This window comes from Lactobacillus sp. PSON, assembly GCF_052615405.1.
The window spans coordinates 304,612-323,111 of sequence record NZ_JBQXFW010000005.1 but is presented as its reverse complement, the minus strand read 5'-3'; the positions used below and the strand labels follow the sequence as shown (position 1 = coordinate 323,111).

The following is an 18,500-nucleotide window of genomic DNA, read 5'->3' as shown; positions in this document are numbered from 1 at the left end:
AATCTAATAAAAAGGCGATAGTAATCATGATAAATACAATTTTGATTCCCGCCCTAGTTGCTATTGTTTCAATTGTTGTGGGTTCAGGTATTGGATACAGTATTAGAAAGAATATTTGGGAAAAGAATGCTCAAAATGCTCAACAAGATGCTGACCATATCTTAGCTGAGGCTAAATCACAAGTAGCTGCTGCTAAAGCAGAAGTTAATGCTCAGAAGCAGGCTGCTGAAGCTATTAAGCAAGCTGCTGAGAATACTAAAAAAGAAAAGATTCTTGAAGCTCAAGAAGAAATTCATGATTTTAAGCAAAAAACTGAAGATGAATTAAATGTAAAGCGTGATGAAATAGCACGTCAACATAATCGTCTTCAACAACGTGAAGATACTTTAGATCATAAGAATTCTTTATTGGATGAAAGAGAAGCTGGACTTACACAAAAAGAAGACAAATTGAAGCAGCAAAAAGCAGACTTAGATCAAAAACTAAGTGATGCTGATGAATTAGTTGAAAAGAGAAAGCAAAAACTTTACGAAGTTGCTAGTCTTGATAAGGAAAAGGCTAAAGAATTAGTTTTAAATAACTTATCAGATGAACTTGTTAAAGAACGTGCTGAAATGATTAGAAATAGCAATGAAGAAGTTCAAGCTAAGGCTGATCATTTTGCTCATCAAGTAATTGTCGATGCTATTCAAAGTAGTGCAGCAGATACTGTTGCAGAAACAACAGTTTCTGTAGTGGATTTGCCAAATGAGGAAATGAAAGGGAGAATTATTGGCCGTGAAGGTCGTAATATTCGATCTTTTGAAGCTCTAACAGGCATTGATTTAATTATCGACGATACACCAAAAGTTGTTACCTTGAGTGGTTTTGATCCAATTAGGCGTGAAATTGCTAAAAGAGCAATGGAGCGTTTAATTAAAGATGGACGTATTCATCCTGCTCGTATTGAAGAAATGGTTGATAAGGCCAGAAAAGAGGTAAATGATGATATTTATGAAGCTGGTGAAAGTGCCTTAATGGAACTTGGAATTCATAGAATGAATCCAGAATTAGTTAAGGTATTAGGTCGGCTTAAGTATCGGACCTCATATGGTCAAAACGTTCTTGCTCACTCAATTGAGGTTGGTAAACTTGCAGGTACTATGGCTGCAGAACTTGGCTTAGATGAAAAATTAGCAGTTCGCGCGGGATTATTACACGATATTGGAAAAGCCATCGATCATGATATTGAAGGTTCACACGTAGAAATTGGTGTAGAATTAACAAGAAAATATCATGAACCTGACTTGGTTATTAACGCAATTGCGGCTCACCATGGAGATGTTCCGAAATTATCGTATATTGCAGAATTAGTTGTTGCTGCAGATACTTTATCTTCAGCTCGTCCTGGTGCTAGAAGTGAAAGTTTGGAAAATTATATTAGACGTTTGACTGAACTTGAAAAGATTGCTAAAAGCTATCAAGGTGTTAAACAGGCATATGCTATTCAAGCCGGACGTGAAGTTCGCGTGATGGTTGAGCCTGATGAGATTTCAGATGATCGCACTACGATTTTGGCACGAGATATAAGAAATCAAGTAGAAAAAGAACTTGATTATCCAGGTAATATTAAAATTACTGTTATTCGTGAAAAACGAGTAGTTGCAATTGCAAAATAAAAAAAGCTAGATCTGTATGGATCTAGCTTTTCATTTTGCAATTGAGTTTGTGCAAAATTGACTCTACTTGTATAATTAAGGCTAGCATTTAAAGGAAAGTAGCAAGATATGTTTAAAATTATTGTTGAATTATTCTTTTTAGTTATTATCCAAGCAGCTATTACGCCCTTTATTAGGCGTTTAGCATTTGTGCTTGGTGCAGTTGACAATCCCAATGCCAGAAGAGTTAATAAAAAACCAATGCCAACTATTGGAGGATTAGGTATTTTTGTAACTTATAATATTGGAGCATTTGTTCTTTTGAGAGATCAATTTCCCACGCATGAGCTTTTTTCAATATTGTTAGCTTCAAGTGTAATTGTTTTGACAGGAATGATTGATGACATCTTAGAACTAAAACCTCGGCAAAAAATGATTGGAATTTTTATTGCTTCCTTAATTATTTATTTTTTAGCTGGAATTAGAATGAATGTTTTAAATGTTCCCTTTATCCATAAGGAAATTTCTTTAGGTTGGTGGAGTTTGCCAATTACTATTTTTTGGATATTGGCATTAACTAATGCTGTTAATTTAATTGATGGTTTAGATGGACTTGCCGATGGTGTATCCATGATTTCGCTGACAACTATGGGAATAGTTGGGTATTTCTTTTTACATACCCATCAATTATATGTTCCGATTGCTTGTTTTATGATGGCAGCTTGTTTAATTGGATTTTTACCTTATAATTTTCATCCAGCTAAAATTTTTCTAGGAGATACTGGAGCGCTTTTTATAGGATTTATGATTGCTGTCTTATCTCTTAAAGGATTAAAAAATGTAACTTTTATTTCATTGCTTGTTCCAATCATAATTTTAGGAGTGCCAATTACAGATACGGTTTATGCAATGATTCGCCGATGGCTTAATAAAAAGCCAATATCTCAAGCAGATAAGCATCACCTACATCACCAATTAATGAAAATGGGATTGACACATAGACAGACTGTGTTGACAATTTATGCGTTATCATTAGTGTTTTCTTTCATTTCACTTTTATTTTTACTTTCTCCAACTTGGGGAATTTGGCCATTGATTGTAGCATTACTACTTGCTTTAGAATTATTTGTGGAATCAATTGGCTTATTAGGGGAGAAATATCATCCTTTAATGCATGTTATTCAAAAATTAATCAATAAAAAAAGTAAAGTTGACCCTACGGTTGAAGTTTGGCATTTGGGAGAAGAAAAACCAAATCAATTAAAGCCACATAAAAATGATGATAAATAAAAAATGGACCTTGGGTCCATTTTTTATTGCTCATGATAATTTGTATCTTTGATTGGAATTTCGTTGTAGCGTTTTTCTCCTTTGTTAAATTCAACTTGACCTGATAGAAGGTTGATGATATCGTTTTGAAATTTAGTTAAATCATCTTCATCTAGAAAAACGCTTATTTTTACATCAACGCCATATTCTGTATTAGAGATGAAAATATCATTTTCCTTTAAATAGTGGTCTATTTCATCGAAACGATTATACGCAACTGAAAAGACTAATTCTTGTTGTAAAACTCGCTTGACTACTCCAATTTTTTGAACGCCTTCAGTTACACTATTAGAGTAAGCCCGAATCAAGCCACCAGCCCCAAGTTTAATTCCACCAAAGTATCTGGTAACTACAACTGCAACATTCTTAAGATTCATCAATTGTAAAGCTTTAAGTTCAGGTACACCTGCAGTTCCAGAAGGTTCACCGTTATCGCTTGCCTTTACTTGATCATCGTGAAGACCAATAGTATAAGCAAAAGTGTTATGAGTAGCATCACGATACCTTTTTGAAATTTCTTGAATGAAGTTGTTAGCTTCTTCTACGGAAGTAACTCTAGCAAAAGTAGCTATAAACTTGCTTTTTTTGATTATGATTTCATTTTCGCCATTTTCTTTAATGGTTAAAAAATTTTCTTCTTGTGACAAAAAACTCGCCTCTTTTTACGTAAATATAAATTGTGAAAGTATGAGGTGAAAAATTATGCAAGATTTGACACCCTTGATTGGTCGTCAATGGTTAACCAGTCAAGAGGATTCTAGCACATTTAATGGATGTATGAAAATTCCAGCAATAAAAAATAATACGTGTCAACGCTGCAATGCAAAGGTTTATGCAAGGCTGCCTAATAAAAAACTTTATTGTCGAGAATGTATTGGAATCGGAAGAATTGTTGAAGGGGATGAAATAGTTCGCTATCAAGTAGATCATGATTTTGAAAAGATAAATGGTGGTGGTCTTACTTGGAAAGGTAAATTAACTCCGCTTCAGCAACAAATATCGGATGACTTAGTTAAAAATTATTTAGCAAAAAATAACAGCTTGGTCCATGCAGTAACTGGTGCAGGAAAAACTGAAATGTTATTTGATTTAATTGCTAAATGTATGAGCTTAGGTAAAAGAGCCTGTATTGCTACACCGAGAATTGATGTTGTGAATGAATTATATCCAAGATTTTGTGAGGCTTTTAAAAAAATACAAATTGGTAAATATCATGGTCGAGAATTTAAAGAGGCAAGTTTTGATCAATTAACTATTTGTACTACACATCAATTATTAAAATTTTATCAAGCATTTGATTTGTTAATAATTGATGAAGTGGATTCTTTTCCTTATGCAGGAGATAAACAGCTTCATTTTGCAGCTAAGCAAGCAGTAAAAACTATTGGGGTAAGGGTATATTTAACTGCTACACCAACTGATGATTTGCTCAAAGAAGTTAAAGAAGGAAAATTGAAAGTTTTAAAATTAAATAGACGTTTTCATGGTGGTTTATTACCAGTTCCTAAAGAAAAATTATTTTTACGACCATTTTTACATAAAGGCAAAATTCATTCTAAATTATTAAAAGAAATCAAAACAGTTATTGAAAAAGGCCATCCTTTGCTGTTGTTTGTTCCGCGTGTTGAACAAATTCCAGTTTATTTAGAAGCTTTAAAAAATGAAAAAGATTTACAGAATATTAAAGTAGCTGGTGTACATGCTGGTGATAAACAAAGACTTGAAAAGGTGCAAGATTTTCGCAAGCAAAAAATACAACTATTAGTTACAACAACGATTTTGGAACGTGGAGTTACTTTTAAATATGTATGGGTAATTATTGTAGCTGCAGATGATGATATTTATACTAGTGCTAGTTTAGTACAAATTGCTGGACGAGTAGGACGCGCTAAAGATGACAAAACAGGATTGGTATTGTATTGTTATCACAAATACACTAAAAATCTACAATCTGCTATAAGACAGATAAGGAAAATGAATAGATGAATTGTTTGTTGTGTGGACAAAACTATGTCCCCAATGTATCTTTAATGAAAATTTTTTCTTTGAATAATCAAGTTCAAACTAAATTATGTTCTCATTGTTTAGCTAAATTCGAAAAATTATCAAATATTCGTTGTAAAATTTGTTCTAAAAATTTAATAAAAGAAGGTATTTGCTCTGATTGCAAATATTGGCAAAAAAAGTATCAAGGGAATGTTTTAATGAATCATTCAATCTTTCGTTACAATTCGTATGCGCATGACTTAATGGTTCAGTATAAAAGATATGGAGATTATGTGTTAAAGGATGTTTTGGCAGAATTATGCAAAAGTGAAGTAAATAAATTAGCGGCAGATTTATATATCCCAGTTCCAACTTCTCCTGAACATCAAGCTAAAAGACAGTTTGATACAATTAGTGCAATTTATGAGGAAATTTTACCATTGACACGGCTTTTAATAAAAAAAGCGGGTGATGGAAGTCAAGGTGAAAAAAATAAATTAGAACGCCTAAAAACAGGCCAAGGGTTTTTACTTGCAAAAAATATACAAATCAAGGAAAATATAAATATAAGGAAAATTATATTATTGGATGACATTTATACTACCGGAAGAACACTTTATCATGCACGGGATAAAGTGTTAGAGCAATTTCCAGATTCTCAAATTGAAAGTTTTTCAATTTGCCGATAAATAAGTTGGAAAATATTGTAAAACGCTTACATATTCTGCTATAATAGATATGTAAACAAAAAACCGTACAAACGGTGGAAGGAGAATCTTATATGTTAAAGTACAATGTTCGTGGAGAAAATATCGAAGTAACTGATGCTTTAAGAAGTTATGTTGAAAAGCGTTTAAATAAACTTGAAAAGTATTTTGACCTTGATCAAGATGTGATTGCACACGTTAATTTGAAGGTTTACCGTGATCGCACAGCTAAAGTTGAAGTTACGATTCCATTACCATACTTAGTTTTAAGAGCAGAAGAAACCACGGATGATATGTATCGCAGTATCGACTTTGTTTCTGAAAAGCTTGAACGCCAAATTAGAAAATACAAGACTCGTGTTAATAGAAAGAGTCGTGAAAAGGGTCTTCAAGATTTCTTTGTTGAATCTACTACTGAAGAAGAAAAGAAGCCAAACGAATTTGATATCGTTCGTAACAAGCAAGTCGATTTAAAGCCGATGGATCCAGAAGAAGCAATTTTGCAAATGGATATGCTTGAACATGATTTCTTCGTATTCCAAGATGCAGAAACTAATGGCACAAGTATTGTCTACCGTAGAAACGATGGACGTTATGGTTTAATTGAAACTAACGAATAAAATAAAAACAAACTAATGAATATGAAGGCCTCGCATAATTTTATGCGAGGCTTTTGCTGGTTTATTTTCCATTTTGGTATAATCATGTTAAAATTAATCTGTATTTCTAGACTTTACGATATATAAGGATCGATTGAATGGCAAACATAATAAAGAAAATATATAACGCTGATAAAAGAGAACTGAAAAAATTTGAAAAATATGCAGATAAAGTAGAAGCTTTATCTGATGAATATGGAAAACTTTCTGATGATGAATTAAAAGCAAAAACACCAGAATTTCGTGAACGTTTGCAACAAGGTGAAACCTTAGATGATATTTTGCCAGAAGCATTCGCTACAGCTAGAGAAGGAGCTAAACGTGTCCTTGGGCTTTACCCATTCCACGTTCAGATTCTAGGTGGTATTGCACTTCACTTTGGTAATATTGCGGAAATGATGACTGGTGAAGGTAAGACTTTAACAGCTACTATGCCAGTATATCTAAATGCTTTAGAGCAAAAGGGTGTGCACGTTGTTACCGTTAACGAATATTTATCAAGTCGTGACGAAGAAGAAATGGGTCAACTCTATAAGTGGCTAGGCCTTACTGTAGGTCTTAACCTTAATTCTATGTCACCTGATGAGAAGCGTGAAGCTTATAATTGTGATGTTACTTATTCAACTAACTCAGAATTAGGTTTCGATTACTTACGTGATAATATGGTGGTTTATAAGGAACAGATGGTACAACGTCCGCTTAACTATGCAATTATTGACGAAGTTGACTCGATTTTGATTGATGAAGCAAGAACTCCTTTAATTATTTCAGGTGAAGCTGAACAGGCAAATAGTGACTATATTCGTGCTGATCGTTTTGTTAAAACTCTAACTGAAGATAAGAGTGATGACGAAGAAGAAAGCGATGAAGATTTTGGTGATTACAAAATTGACTGGCCAACTAAGACAATTGCTCTTACTAGATCAGGAATTGCAAAAGCTGAAGAGCACTTTGGTCTTAAAAACTTGTATGACGTTGAAAATCAAAAATTAGTTCACCACATTGATCAAGCTCTTCGTGCTAACTACATTATGTTAAAAGATATTGACTACGTAGTTCAAGATGGTGAAGTAATGATCGTTGATTCCTTTACTGGTCGTGTAATGGAAGGACGTCGTTATTCAGATGGTCTTCACCAAGCTATTGAAGCCAAAGAAGGTGTGAAGATTCAAGAAGAATCTAAGACACAAGCTACAATTACTTACCAAAACTTCTTTAGAATGTATAATAAGCTTTCTGGTATGACTGGTACTGGTAAAACAGAAGAAGAAGAATTCCGTGAAATTTATAACATGCAAGTAATTACGATTCCAACTAATCGTCCAATTGCAAGAAAAGATATGCCGGATATTCTTTATCCAACACTTGATTCTAAATTTAAGGCAGTGGTTGAAGAAATTAAGCAACGTCATGCTAAAGGTCAGCCAGTCTTAGTAGGTACTGTAGCTATTGAAAGTTCTGAAAGACTTAGTCATATGCTTGATGAAGCTGGAATTCCTCATGCTGTATTAAATGCAAAGAATCACGCAAAAGAAGCTCAAATTATCATGAACGCTGGTCAAAAGGGTGCTGTAACTATTGCAACTAACATGGCTGGTCGTGGTACTGACATTAAGTTAGGGCCTGGTGTAAAAGAATTAGGTGGTTTGGCAGTAATTGGTACTGAGCGTCATGAATCACGTCGTATTGATAATCAGCTTCGTGGACGTTCTGGTAGACAAGGTGATCCCGGATATACAAGATTTTATCTCTCACTTGAAGATGATTTAATGAAACGTTTTGGTGGAGATCGTGTTAAGAACTTCTTAGATCGTTTATCAGATAACGATGATGATAAGGTTATTGAAAGTCGCTTGATTACTCGTCAAGTTGAATCAGCACAAAAACGTGTTGAAGGTAATAACTATGATACTCGTAAGCAAACACTTCAATATGATGATGTTATGAGAATTCAACGTGAAATCATCTATGGTGAACGTATGCAAGTAATTGAATCAGAGGATACATTAAAGCCAGTATTAATTCCGATGATTCATCGAACTATTGATAGTCAGATTGCAATGTTTACTCAAGGAGAAAGAAAAGACTGGCGTCTTGATTCACTTCGCGACTTTATCATTTCTAGTTTAACTTCAGAAGAAGAAGCTGATAAGATTGACTTTAAGACGATTACTCCTGACGAATTGAAGAAGAAGCTTTATGATATTGTTGAAGCTAACTTTAAAGAAAAAGAAAAGGCTTTAGCAGATAAGTCACAAATGCTTGAATTTGAAAAAGTAGTTATCTTGCGTGTTGTTGATGATCGTTGGACTGATCATATTGATGCGATGGATCAATTGCGTCAATCTATTGGTCTTCGTGGTTATGGACAACTTAATCCACTTGTTGAGTATCAAGATTCTGGTTATAGAATGTTTGAAGAAATGATTTCTAACATTGAATTTGATGTGACTCGCTTATTCATGAAGGCAGAAATTAGACAAAATCTTAGTCGTTAAGGCCAAAAGAGGAAGTGGAGAGCTTCCTCTTTTTTTAAGAGATAAAAGGTGAAATTATGGAAATTAGTGAAATTCAAAGTGTGCTAGATGAATTAAATAAGCGTCTAGATCACTTTAGGGGGTCTCTTTGACTTAGATGCAATAAATGAAAGCATCGAAATTAATGAGGCAAAAATGGCTCAGCCTGATTTTTGGAATAATCAAGAAAAGGCTCAAAAATTAATTGCTGAAAATAATATTCTTAAAGAAAAACGGGATTCTTTTCTCAAGCTTGAAAAAGATTATGATGATGAGGTAGCAGCTCTTGAGTTGTTACGCATGGAAGATGATTCAGACTTACAAACTGAAATTGAACAAAATCTGCAAAGCTTACAAAATGACTTCCACAATTATGAGTTAGATTTGCTTTTATCAGGAAAATATGACAGTCATAATGCGTTAATGGAAATTCACCCCGGAGCTGGTGGAACTGAAGCCATGGACTGGGGACAAATGCTCTTTAGAATGTATCAACGTTATTGTGATGCAAACGACTTAAAGTTTGAAATTAATAACTATGAACCTGGTGAAGAAGCTGGAATAAAGAGCGTAAGTATTAGAATTAGTGGAAAAAATGCGTATGGGATGCTTAAGTCTGAAAATGGAGTTCATCGTTTAGTACGTATTTCACCATTTGATTCAGCTAAAAGAAGACATACTTCTTTTGCTTCGGTGGAAGTAATTCCAGAAATTGATGACAGCATTGAAGTAGATATTAATCCAAAAGATTTACGAATTGATGTATATCGCTCAAGTGGTGCAGGTGGACAGCATATTAATAAAACCTCAAGTGCTGTTCGTATTACACACCTTCCAACAGGAATTGTTACAACTTCACAAGCTCAAAGATCACAACTTCAAAATAGAGAAACAGCAATGAATGAGTTGCGTGCGAAGTTATTCCACTTAGAAGAGGAAAAAAAGCTTAAGCAAAAGCAGGCTTTAAAAGGTGAGCAAAAAGAAATTGGCTGGGGTTCACAAATACGCTCTTATGTCTTTCATCCTTATAATTTAGTTAAGGATTTAAGAACAGGCTATGAAACTTCAGATACAAGTGGTGTAATGGATGGAAAGCTAAATCCATTTATCTATTCATATTTACAATGGCGATTAGCACAAGAAAATCCAGAGTAGGTGAAATTATGTCTTTAACAGGAATTATAGTTCTTGTATTAGTTGCAGTAATAATTTTAAGTGTACTTTTTGCACTTTTTCATATATTTATTATGTTACTTCCAGTAGCAGTAGTAGCAATTGGAATCATCTGGTTGTTATTAAAATTATCAGCTAAAAAAGGTGGAAATATGCCATCTAGTGGAGATTTTGATAATCCATTTAATAAAAATAAATCTACATCTAAACGTAAAAAGGCACGCAATGTAACTACTAAAGATGTAGATAAATAATTGAGGCACAAAAATGGTAGAAGCAGTTCAATTAAAAAAATTAATTCGTGACAATAAAATTATTTATGTCTATCAAGGCGAACATGTTGTTGATCAAAAAGAAATTTCAGTTTCAGATATTTACCGTCCTGGATTGGAGTTAACAGGTTACTTTGATTTTTATCCTAAGCAACGTATCCAATTATTAGGTCGAACTGAGATTTCCTATGCAGCAAGATTAGATCATGAAACTCGGATGCGAGTATTTACTAAGATGTGTACTGCTGAAACACCGTGTTTTTTGATTTCACGTTCTCTTCCGGTTCCTGAAGAATTAAAAGAAGCAGCAGATGAAGCAAATATTCCAATTTTGCAATCACCTGAGTCAACTACTTATGTTTCTAGTATTTTGACAGATTATTTACGTGAACGTTTAGCAAAAAGAACAAGTATTCATGGAGTATTAGTAGAAATTAAAGGTATGGGTGTAATGCTCACAGGAGCATCAGGTGTTGGTAAATCAGAAACGGCTCTGGGCTTAGTTCATCGCGGACACCGTTTGATTGCGGATGACCGAGTTGATGCCTATCAAAAAGATCATGACACTGTGATGGGAGAAGCACCTAAAATTTTGCGTCACTTGATGGAAATTCGCGGAATCGGTATTATTGATGTAATGAATTTGTTTGGTGCTGGTGCTGTTAAAGACAGAACAGAAATTCAATTAGTAATTAAGTTAGCTAACTGGAATGATAAAGAAAATTATGATCGTTTAGGTTTTAATGAGGATACACGTGAAATTTGTAATGTTCAAATTCCACAAATTACTATTCCTGTTAAAGTTGGTCGAAATATTGAAAGTATTATTGAGGTTGCAGCTATGAACTTCCGTGCCAAAAAAATGGGTTATGATGCAACTAAGGTATTTGACAATAATTTGGTTAGTTTAATTGCTGATAATTCAAAACAGGATTCAAAGGATAAAAAATAAATGCAATTAGTTTTAAATCCAGTTGCTTTTCATCTAGGAAACTTGAGCGTTAAATGGTACGGTATTATTATGGCCATTTCGATTACAGTAGCAACTTGGATGGCAATTGATGAGGGGAAAAAACGGCAAATTGCTAGTGATGATTTTATTGATCTATTGCTATGGGCAGTTCCGCTAGGATATGTAGGAGCAAGAATCTATTATGTAATATTTGAGTGGGGATATTATTCTCAGCATCCAGACCAAATAATAGCGATTTGGAATGGTGGAATTGCAGTTTATGGTGGTTTAATTGCAGGATTGCTAGTTTTATTGGTATTTTGCCGTAAACGAGGTTTGTCTCCATTTTTAATGTTAGATATTATTGCACCTGGTGTAATGGCAGCTCAGATAATTGGACGCTGGGGAAATTTTGTAAATCAAGAAGCCCATGGTGGTCCTACAACTTTACATTTTTTACAAAGTTTATATTTGCCGAATTTTATAATTCAACAGATGAAAATTAATGGAGTTTATTATCAACCAACATTTTTATATGAATCTTTTTTCAATTTGATTGGTTTAATTTTGATTTTAAGCTTACGTCATAAAAAGCATCTCTTTAAACAAGGAGAAATTTTTATGAGTTATCTGTTATGGTATTCAGTTGTACGCTTCTTTGTAGAGGGTTTAAGAACAGATAGTTTGTACATGTTTGGAATAATTCGTGTTTCTCAGGCGCTAAGTTTAATTCTATTTTTTGCGGTAATTGGATTATGGATTTATCGTCGAAAAGTGGTTAAACCAAAGTGGTATCTTGAAGGAAGCGGCTTAAAATATCCGTATACAAGAAGTTAATTAATTCAGTTAGAAAGTTTGAGATAAAAATAAAATGACAAAAATCGCAGTTTTAGGTAACGGTTCATGGGGTTCAGTACTTGGTTCAATGCTTGCTGATAATGGTAATGATGTAACCCTTTATGGAAACATTGATAGTGTTAATGAAGAAATTAATGAACACCACACTAATTCTCATTACATGAAAGATTGGTCACTTAATCCAAATGCTAAAGCTACTGGGAACTTAGAAGAAGCTTTAGATGGTGCAGAAGTAGTGTTATTTGTATTACCAACTAAGGCTGTACGAATCGTTGCTAAAAATGTACGCCAAATTTTAGATAAAACTGGTGCAACTCCTTTATTAGTAACTGCTACTAAGGGAATTGAACCAGGTAGTAAAAAGTTGATTTCAGAGATTTTAACTGAAGAAGTTTATCCAGAAAATAGTGATAAGATTGTAGCAATTTCTGGACCAAGTCATGCAGAAAACGTAGCTCAAAAAGATCTTACTGCGATTGCATGTGCTTCTACAAATGAAGAAAATGCTAAAAGAGTTCAAGAAATTTTTTCTAATAATTATGTTCGTTTTTACACTAATGATGATTTAATTGGTGTAGAAGTTGGTGGTGCAGTCAAGAATGTTATTGCGATTGCTGCAGGAATTTTAGTAGGTAAAAAATACGGTGATGATGCCAAAGCTGGACTCATGACTAGAGGATTAGCAGAAATTACTAGACTTGGTGTTAACTATTTTGGAGCTAAGCCGATGACATTTAGTGGGCTTTCTGGAATTGGTGACTTAATTGTAACTTGTACTTCACCTAATTCTCGTAACTGGAGAGCTGGAAAACAACTTGGAGAAGGTAAGACTTTGAACTATATTTTGAAAAATATGGGTCAAGTTGTTGAAGGAGCAACTACTGTTAAAGCAGTTCATGAATTATGCGAAGAAAAGAATATAGATATGCCAATTAGTGAAGCAGTTTATCGTGTTCTTTATGAACAAACTAATGTTGATGAAGAAATTACAAAGATGATGGGAAGAAGTCCTAAGCCCGAAATTCGTTTATAATATTTGCTTTTCTAATAGCCTAGGAGTATCATTGCTTGCGAAAAGTAAGAATTATGCGCGAGGTGAAATTTTATGGCTAAAGAATATGATGTAATTATTATTGGAGCAGGTCCTGGTGGTCTTACAGCTGCACTTTATGCAAGTCGAGCTAACTTATCAGTTCTTTTACTTGATAGAGGTCCATATGGTGGACAGATGAATAATACAGATGCTATTGATAATTATCCGGGTTTTAGCGAAGTCAAGGGCCCAGAACTCAGTGAAAAAATGTATCAGTCTGTAATGAAATTTAAACCAGATTTTGAATATGGTGATGTACAACAAGTAACTCTTGATGGCATTAAAAAAATAGTTAAAACTGATACTGCTGAATATACTGCGCCAGCTGTAATTATTGCTACAGGTGCAGATCATAAGCATTTAAATGTTCCAGGAGAAGAAGAGTACTCCGGTCGCGGCGTTTCCTATTGTGCAGTCTGTGATGCAGCTTTCTTCAAAGGAGAAGACGTTGCAGTTATAGGCGGTGGAGATTCGGCTGTTGAAGAAGGGGTATATCTTTCACAAATGGCCAAATCAGTAACTATTATTCATCGTAGGGATAAGTTACGTGCTCAACCAACTTTGCAAAAGCGTGCATTTGCAAAAGACAATATCAATTTTATTTGGAATGCACAAACTGAAGCAATTGATGGTGATGGACAAAAAGTCACAGGTATCACTTACAAAGATAAAGAAACTGGTGAAATAAAAACATTACCAGTTGCTGGTGTATTTATTTATGTTGGTGTACTTGCACAAACAAAACCATTTGAAGATTTAGGTATTTTAGATAGTCATGGCTGGATTCCAACTGATGAGCACATGAAAACTAAAGTTCCAGGAATTTTTGCATTAGGTGATGTTCGTCAAAAAGATTTACGTCAAATTGCTAATGCAGTTGGTGATGGAAGTATTGCTGGTCAAGAAGCATATAACTATCTCCAGAGCTTAAATGATTAAACTATATGAAATATTTTTAAAGAGTATCATGCTAAGAGTAGCATGGTGCTTTTTTTGTGTTTTGATGAATTCGCTTACATGTTTTAGTGAAAAAGTGAACTAATAGGTTTATAATGAAAATAATGATAATAACTTATTTGCACTATATAGCAAGTAAACTATATAGAGAATCACTTTATTTAGAAAGCCGGGTGAAAAATTAAAGTGGATGTTAATAAGCGTCTTAATTCCTTTTTGGCAGGTAATGAATTACATGCTCAGGATGTATTAGGGTGTCATTTTTATCAAGATAAATATTTTTTTAGAGTATGGGCTCCTAATGCGCAGCAAGTTTGGCTTGTTGGAGATTTTAACAATTGGGACAAATCTTTAAAAATGACAAATAAAAATGGCATTTGGAGTATCGCAACTGAATTACCACGAAAAGGGCAATTATATAAATATCTAATAAAGCAAGCAAATGGACGAGAAGTAATGAAGATGGATCCATTTGCTATTGAATTGGAGCCACGACCAGGAAATGCGGCAGTAGTTGTTGATTTGCCTAATAAGAATTGGCATGACCAGCATTGGAATAATCAAAATAAACAAGTAAATCATTTTACTAAACCAATAAATATTTATGAAGTACATGAAAGCTCTTGGAAAACGCATCCCGATGGTTCTTTATATACATTAAAAGATTTACAAAAGGAATTGATTCCTTATGTTAAGAAGCAAGGTTTTAATTATATTGAGTTTTTACCATTAACAGCTCATCCTTTAGATGCTTCTTGGGGTTATCAGTCAATTGGATATTTTGCTTTAGAAAGAACTTATGGTACACCTGAAGATTTGCAAAATTTTGTCGAAGCTTGTCATAAAGAAAATATTGGTGTACTGACTGACTGGGTACCGGGACACTTTTGTAAAAATGATGACGCTTTGGCATATTATGATGGAACTGCTTGTTTTGAATTTGCGGAAGGCTGGCGTGCAGATAATAAAGGTTGGGGTGCATTAAACTTTGACTTAGGTAAACCAGAAGTACAGTCTTTTTTGCTTTCGAGTGCTTTGTTTTGGCTAGAGTTTTATCATTTAGATGGTTTGAGAGTAGATGCTGTATCGAATATGCTCTATCGCGATTATGATCGAGGGCCAGGTCAATGGAAGCCAGATAAATTTGGAGGAAATCGTAGTTTAGAAGGAATTGACTTTTTGCAAAAATTAAATCGTACAATTAAAGGTTTACATCCAGAAGATTTAATGATTGCGGAAGAAAGTTCTGCTCAAGTTAAGATAACCGGACGCATTGAAGATGGTGGTTTAGGTTTTGATTTTAAATGGAACATGGGATGGATGAATGACATTCTGCGTTTTTATGAAATGGATCCATTATTTAGAAAATATAATTTTAATTTGGCTACATTTTCTTTTATGTATCGGATGAGTGAAAACTTTATCTTGCCTTTATCGCATGATGAAGTAGTTCATGGTAAACGTAGCTTAATGAATAAAATGTTTGGTAATCGTGAGATGCAGTTTGCTCAGCTGAGAAATTTATATACTTTGTTAATTACTTATCCTGGGAAAAAACTTTTATTCATGGGAAGTGAATATGGCCAATACTTAGAATGGCGATATAACGAAAGCTTAGAATGGACCGAATTAAAAGATCCTTTGAACAAAAAAATGAAATTATTTGATCAGAGGTTAAATGATTTTTATTTAAATGAACCTGCTTTATGGCAATTAGAACAACAAGAAAATTCTGTAAGAATTATTGATGCAGATAATAAGGATGAGTCAGTTTTGACTTTCATTAGGCAAGGAAAAAATAAGCATGACTTTTTAATTGTGATTTTGAACTTTACTCCTGTTGATCGAAAAGAATTTACTGTAGGAGTTCCTTATGCTGGTCAATATCATGAAGTTTTAAATAGTGAAAAAACAGAGTTTGGTGGTAAATGGTATAAGCATCCACAAAAAGTTAATAGTAAGCATGAGTCATTTAAAGATTTTGAATATAAAATTCATGTAAACGTTCCAGGCTTTGGAGCAATGATTTTAAAACCTGAAAATATTCAGATAAAAAGAAAAACAAAATAGGAGACAAAAATGAGTGTAAAAATGTTGGGATTGATTTTAGCTGGTGGAAAAGGAACTCGGCTAGGAAAACTTACCAGTGATCAAGCTAAGCCAGCTGTACCTTTTGGTGGTAGATATCGAATTATTGATTTTACTTTAAGTAACTGTGCTAATTCTGGTGTACGTAATATTGGAATTATTACACAATATCAGCCTCTACTACTTAATAAGCATATTGGTAATGGAGCTAGTTGGGGTTTAGACGGATTAGATGCAAGTGCAACTATCTTGCAGCCATATACTGATAATGCTGGAAGTAAATGGTTTAAAGGAACTGCACATGCTATTTATCAAAATATTGATTATATTGATAGCCAAAATCCAGAATATGTATTAATTTTATCAGGTGATCATATTTATAAAATGGATTATGAATCAATGTTGGAAGAACATCTTAAAAACAGAGCTTCCTTAACTGTAGCTGTAATTGATGTTCCGGAGAAAGAAGCACCTCGTTTTGGTATTATGAATACTGACGTTAGTGGTAGAATTATTGAATTTGAAGAAAAACCAAAAAAACCAAAGAGTAATCATGCATCAATGGGAATTTATATTTTTAATTGGAAGCGCCTTCGTGAAGTGCTAACAACTGCATTTAGCACTAATGATGACATGATTGACTTTGGTAAAGATGTAATTCCATATTATCTTAAAAGTGATGAACGAGTATTTTCATATCAATTTTCAGGTTATTGGAAAGATGTAGGAACTATTGATTCTCTTTGGGCTGCTAATATGGAATTCTTAGACGGTAGTGATGGTCTTAATTTGTATGATCGTTCTTGGCGCATTTATAGTAAAAATCCAATTGCTCCTCCTCAAGTTATTACTAATAATGCTTCAATTAGCAATTCAATGATTGTTGATGGTTGTTATGTGGATGGCAATATCAAGCATTCGATTTTGTCAACTAATGTTGATGTTCAACAAGGCTCAGAAATTGTAGACTCTGTAATTATGCCTGGAGTAAAAATTGGCAAAAATGTCAAAATTAAACATGCAATTATAGGTGAAAATGCCCAAATTGGTGATGGGGCTACAGTTGAAGGTAATGATGAAAAAATTGAAGTAGTAGGAAATTCAGAGAGAATTGGAGTTTTACCAAATGAAAACTAATAAGATGGCTGCTATTTTTAGTAATCAACATGAATATAATGAATTGCGTCCATTAACTGATGAGAGATCTTTATCAACTTTATATTTTGCCGGTAAATATAGAATAATGGATTTTTCATTATCTAGTATTGTTAATGCGGGAATCAATAATGTCTATACTTTAATCAATGAAGAAAAAGTTCGTTCTTACCTTGACCACCTAGGTGGAGGAAAGGAATGGGGTCTTGATACTATTGGTTCATATGAATATTTAGACTTTTATCAAAAAATAATGCAGGCTCAAGCATCCGGGGAAGAGTACTTTAATGATGTAATTAATTTCTTGGAAACATCAAATTATCCATACACTGTTTTTATTGAAAATAAAATGATTGCAAATCTGGATTTACAATCAGTGCTTCATTTTCATCAAGAAAATAATAACAAAATTACTGCAGTCTTTAAAAAAGTTGGCAATGATAAGATAGCACCAGACGATAGAATGTTTATTTTAGATGATAAAAATACGATTGTATCTTGCCAGCAAATTATTGATGCTCAAAAACAAAATTCTTATAATTTAAGTCTTAATATTTATGTGGCAGATACCAAATGGTTAATTGCTGAATTAAAACGTGCTCAAAGAAGTGATTCATCTATTAATATTGGTAAAAGATTAGCTAACTTAGCAGCTAAATATCGGGCAAGTGCATATGAATATACGGGTTATTTACACAATATTCATGATATTTCAAGTTACTATAAAGCTAATATGGACATGATAGATAAGAATAAGCGTGACCTTTTGCTTTATGGTAATCAAAAGATAATTACTAGAATTCGTAATGAAGTTGGAACATATTTTTCAAATGATTCTAAAGTTAGGAATTCAATGTTAGCTACTGGATGTAAAATAAAAGGTAAAGTTGATAGCAGTATTATTTCTAGAAGAGTAGATATTGATCATGATAGTAAAGTTTATAAGTCAGTTATTATGGCTAACTGTAATTTAGGTAAAAATAGTCATGTGGAATATGCGATTTTAGATAAGAATGTTGTTGTTGATGAAAATGTAACGATTAAAGGTACACCTGAAAGACCAATTGTGGTTAAAAAGGGTGCAGTTGTAAGTAAAGATTTGATTAATGAATAAGGAG

Annotated in this window: 16 protein-coding genes; 15 read left to right on the top strand and 1 reads right to left on the bottom strand. The window is 33.4% G+C overall.

Features of this window, described 5'->3' with window-relative positions:
• The first annotated feature begins 26 nt into the window (after nucleotides 1-26).
• Both rny and ACTHPI_RS05505 read left to right on the top strand, forming a co-directional pair.
• Nucleotides 27-1,658 carry a ribonuclease Y gene (rny, locus tag ACTHPI_RS05510; protein ID WP_445353173.1) on the top strand — a complete coding sequence of 544 codons (1,632 nt, stop codon included), beginning with the start codon at nucleotides 27-29 and terminating at the stop codon, nucleotides 1,656-1,658.
• 108 nt (nucleotides 1,659-1,766) lie between these two features.
• Complete coding sequence (locus ACTHPI_RS05505) at nucleotides 1,767-2,927, top strand: glycosyltransferase family 4 protein (RefSeq protein ID WP_445353172.1); 1,161 nt, start codon at nucleotides 1,767-1,769, stop codon at nucleotides 2,925-2,927.
• A gap of 23 nt (nucleotides 2,928-2,950) precedes the next feature.
• Here ACTHPI_RS05505 and ACTHPI_RS05500 read toward each other — a convergent pair whose 3' ends face one another.
• Nucleotides 2,951-3,613: a YigZ family protein gene (locus tag ACTHPI_RS05500; protein ID WP_445353171.1), complete on the bottom strand. Its 663-nt coding sequence runs from the start codon at nucleotides 3,611-3,613 to the stop codon at nucleotides 2,951-2,953.
• A 55-nt stretch (nucleotides 3,614-3,668) separates the two neighbouring features.
• Between ACTHPI_RS05500 and ACTHPI_RS05495 the strand changes: the two genes are divergently transcribed.
• The 13 genes from ACTHPI_RS05495 to glgD all read left to right on the top strand — a co-directional run bounded on the left by ACTHPI_RS05495 (nucleotide 3,669) and on the right by glgD (nucleotide 18,496).
• Nucleotides 3,669-4,952, top strand: coding sequence for a DEAD/DEAH box helicase (locus tag ACTHPI_RS05495; RefSeq protein WP_445353170.1), 1,284 nt, complete (start codon nucleotides 3,669-3,671; stop codon nucleotides 4,950-4,952).
• Nucleotides 4,949-5,641: a ComF family protein gene (locus ACTHPI_RS05490; protein WP_445353169.1), complete on the top strand. Its 693-nt coding sequence runs from the start codon at nucleotides 4,949-4,951 to the stop codon at nucleotides 5,639-5,641. The genes ACTHPI_RS05495 and ACTHPI_RS05490 overlap by 4 nt, the downstream gene beginning before the upstream one ends.
• Before the next feature lie 92 nt (nucleotides 5,642-5,733).
• Entirely contained in the window at nucleotides 5,734-6,279 is a 546-nt protein-coding gene (hpf, locus tag ACTHPI_RS05485) for a ribosome hibernation-promoting factor, HPF/YfiA family (RefSeq protein WP_445353168.1), read from the top strand.
• 137 nt (nucleotides 6,280-6,416) lie between these two features.
• The gene (gene secA, locus ACTHPI_RS05480; RefSeq protein ID WP_445353167.1) at nucleotides 6,417-8,816 is read left to right on the top strand and encodes a preprotein translocase subunit SecA; all 2,400 of its coding nucleotides are present in this window, start codon (nucleotides 6,417-6,419) and stop codon (nucleotides 8,814-8,816) included.
• A gap of 56 nt (nucleotides 8,817-8,872) precedes the next feature.
• A protein-coding gene (prfB, locus tag ACTHPI_RS05475; RefSeq protein ID WP_445353166.1) for a peptide chain release factor 2 occupies nucleotides 8,873-9,989 on the top strand; the annotation gives its coding sequence in 2 pieces (ribosomal slippage) (nucleotides 8,873-8,944 and nucleotides 8,946-9,989; 1,116 coding nt in all).
• An 8-nt stretch (nucleotides 9,990-9,997) separates the two neighbouring features.
• Nucleotides 9,998-10,261, top strand: a complete 264-nt coding sequence (locus ACTHPI_RS05470) for a hypothetical protein (RefSeq protein WP_445353165.1) — start codon at nucleotides 9,998-10,000, stop codon at nucleotides 10,259-10,261.
• Between the two features lie 13 nt (nucleotides 10,262-10,274).
• Nucleotides 10,275-11,231 (top strand): HPr(Ser) kinase/phosphatase, encoded by a 957-nt coding sequence (hprK, locus tag ACTHPI_RS05465; protein ID WP_445353164.1) that lies wholly within the window; start codon nucleotides 10,275-10,277, stop codon nucleotides 11,229-11,231.
• A complete protein-coding gene (lgt, locus tag ACTHPI_RS05460) occupies nucleotides 11,232-12,068 on the top strand; it encodes a prolipoprotein diacylglyceryl transferase (protein WP_445353163.1) in 837 nt (278 codons plus the stop codon).
• A gap of 34 nt (nucleotides 12,069-12,102) precedes the next feature.
• Nucleotides 12,103-13,122 carry an NAD(P)H-dependent glycerol-3-phosphate dehydrogenase gene (locus tag ACTHPI_RS05455; RefSeq protein ID WP_445353162.1) on the top strand — a complete coding sequence of 340 codons (1,020 nt, stop codon included), beginning with the start codon at nucleotides 12,103-12,105 and terminating at the stop codon, nucleotides 13,120-13,122.
• 72 nt (nucleotides 13,123-13,194) lie between these two features.
• Complete coding sequence (gene trxB, locus ACTHPI_RS05450; RefSeq protein WP_445353161.1) at nucleotides 13,195-14,121, top strand: thioredoxin-disulfide reductase; 927 nt, start codon at nucleotides 13,195-13,197, stop codon at nucleotides 14,119-14,121.
• Between the two features lie 204 nt (nucleotides 14,122-14,325).
• Nucleotides 14,326-16,209 (top strand): 1,4-alpha-glucan branching protein GlgB, encoded by a 1,884-nt coding sequence (gene glgB / locus ACTHPI_RS05445; RefSeq protein WP_445353160.1) that lies wholly within the window; start codon nucleotides 14,326-14,328, stop codon nucleotides 16,207-16,209.
• Nucleotides 16,210-16,218: 9 nt separating this feature from the next.
• Nucleotides 16,219-17,364, top strand: a complete 1,146-nt coding sequence (locus tag ACTHPI_RS05440) for a glucose-1-phosphate adenylyltransferase (RefSeq protein WP_445353159.1) — start codon at nucleotides 16,219-16,221, stop codon at nucleotides 17,362-17,364.
• Nucleotides 17,354-18,496, top strand: coding sequence for a glucose-1-phosphate adenylyltransferase subunit GlgD (gene glgD, locus ACTHPI_RS05435; RefSeq protein WP_445353158.1), 1,143 nt, complete (start codon nucleotides 17,354-17,356; stop codon nucleotides 18,494-18,496). The genes ACTHPI_RS05440 and glgD overlap by 11 nt, the downstream gene beginning before the upstream one ends.
• The last annotated feature ends 4 nt before the right edge of the window (nucleotides 18,497-18,500 follow it).

Bases quoted from the DNA above. Each gene is read 5' to 3' on its own strand.
- rny (WP_445353173.1), top strand. From the start codon at position 27: ATGATAAATACAATTTTGATTCCCGCCCTAGTTGCTATTGTTTCAATT.
- ACTHPI_RS05505 (WP_445353172.1), top strand. From the start codon at position 1,767: ATGTTTAAAATTATTGTTGAATTATTCTTTTTAGTTATTATCCAAGCA.
- ACTHPI_RS05495 (WP_445353170.1), top strand. From the start codon at position 3,669: ATGCAAGATTTGACACCCTTGATTGGTCGTCAATGGTTAACCAGTCAA.
- ACTHPI_RS05490 (WP_445353169.1), top strand. From the start codon at position 4,949: ATGAATTGTTTGTTGTGTGGACAAAACTATGTCCCCAATGTATCTTTA.
- hpf (WP_445353168.1), top strand. From the start codon at position 5,734: ATGTTAAAGTACAATGTTCGTGGAGAAAATATCGAAGTAACTGATGCT.
- secA (WP_445353167.1), top strand. From the start codon at position 6,417: ATGGCAAACATAATAAAGAAAATATATAACGCTGATAAAAGAGAACTG.
- ACTHPI_RS05470 (WP_445353165.1), top strand. From the start codon at position 9,998: ATGTCTTTAACAGGAATTATAGTTCTTGTATTAGTTGCAGTAATAATT.
- hprK (WP_445353164.1), top strand. From the start codon at position 10,275: ATGGTAGAAGCAGTTCAATTAAAAAAATTAATTCGTGACAATAAAATT.
- lgt (WP_445353163.1), top strand. From the start codon at position 11,232: ATGCAATTAGTTTTAAATCCAGTTGCTTTTCATCTAGGAAACTTGAGC.
- ACTHPI_RS05455 (WP_445353162.1), top strand. From the start codon at position 12,103: ATGACAAAAATCGCAGTTTTAGGTAACGGTTCATGGGGTTCAGTACTT.
- trxB (WP_445353161.1), top strand. From the start codon at position 13,195: ATGGCTAAAGAATATGATGTAATTATTATTGGAGCAGGTCCTGGTGGT.
- ACTHPI_RS05440 (WP_445353159.1), top strand. From the start codon at position 16,219: ATGAGTGTAAAAATGTTGGGATTGATTTTAGCTGGTGGAAAAGGAACT.
- glgD (WP_445353158.1), top strand. From the start codon at position 17,354: ATGAAAACTAATAAGATGGCTGCTATTTTTAGTAATCAACATGAATAT.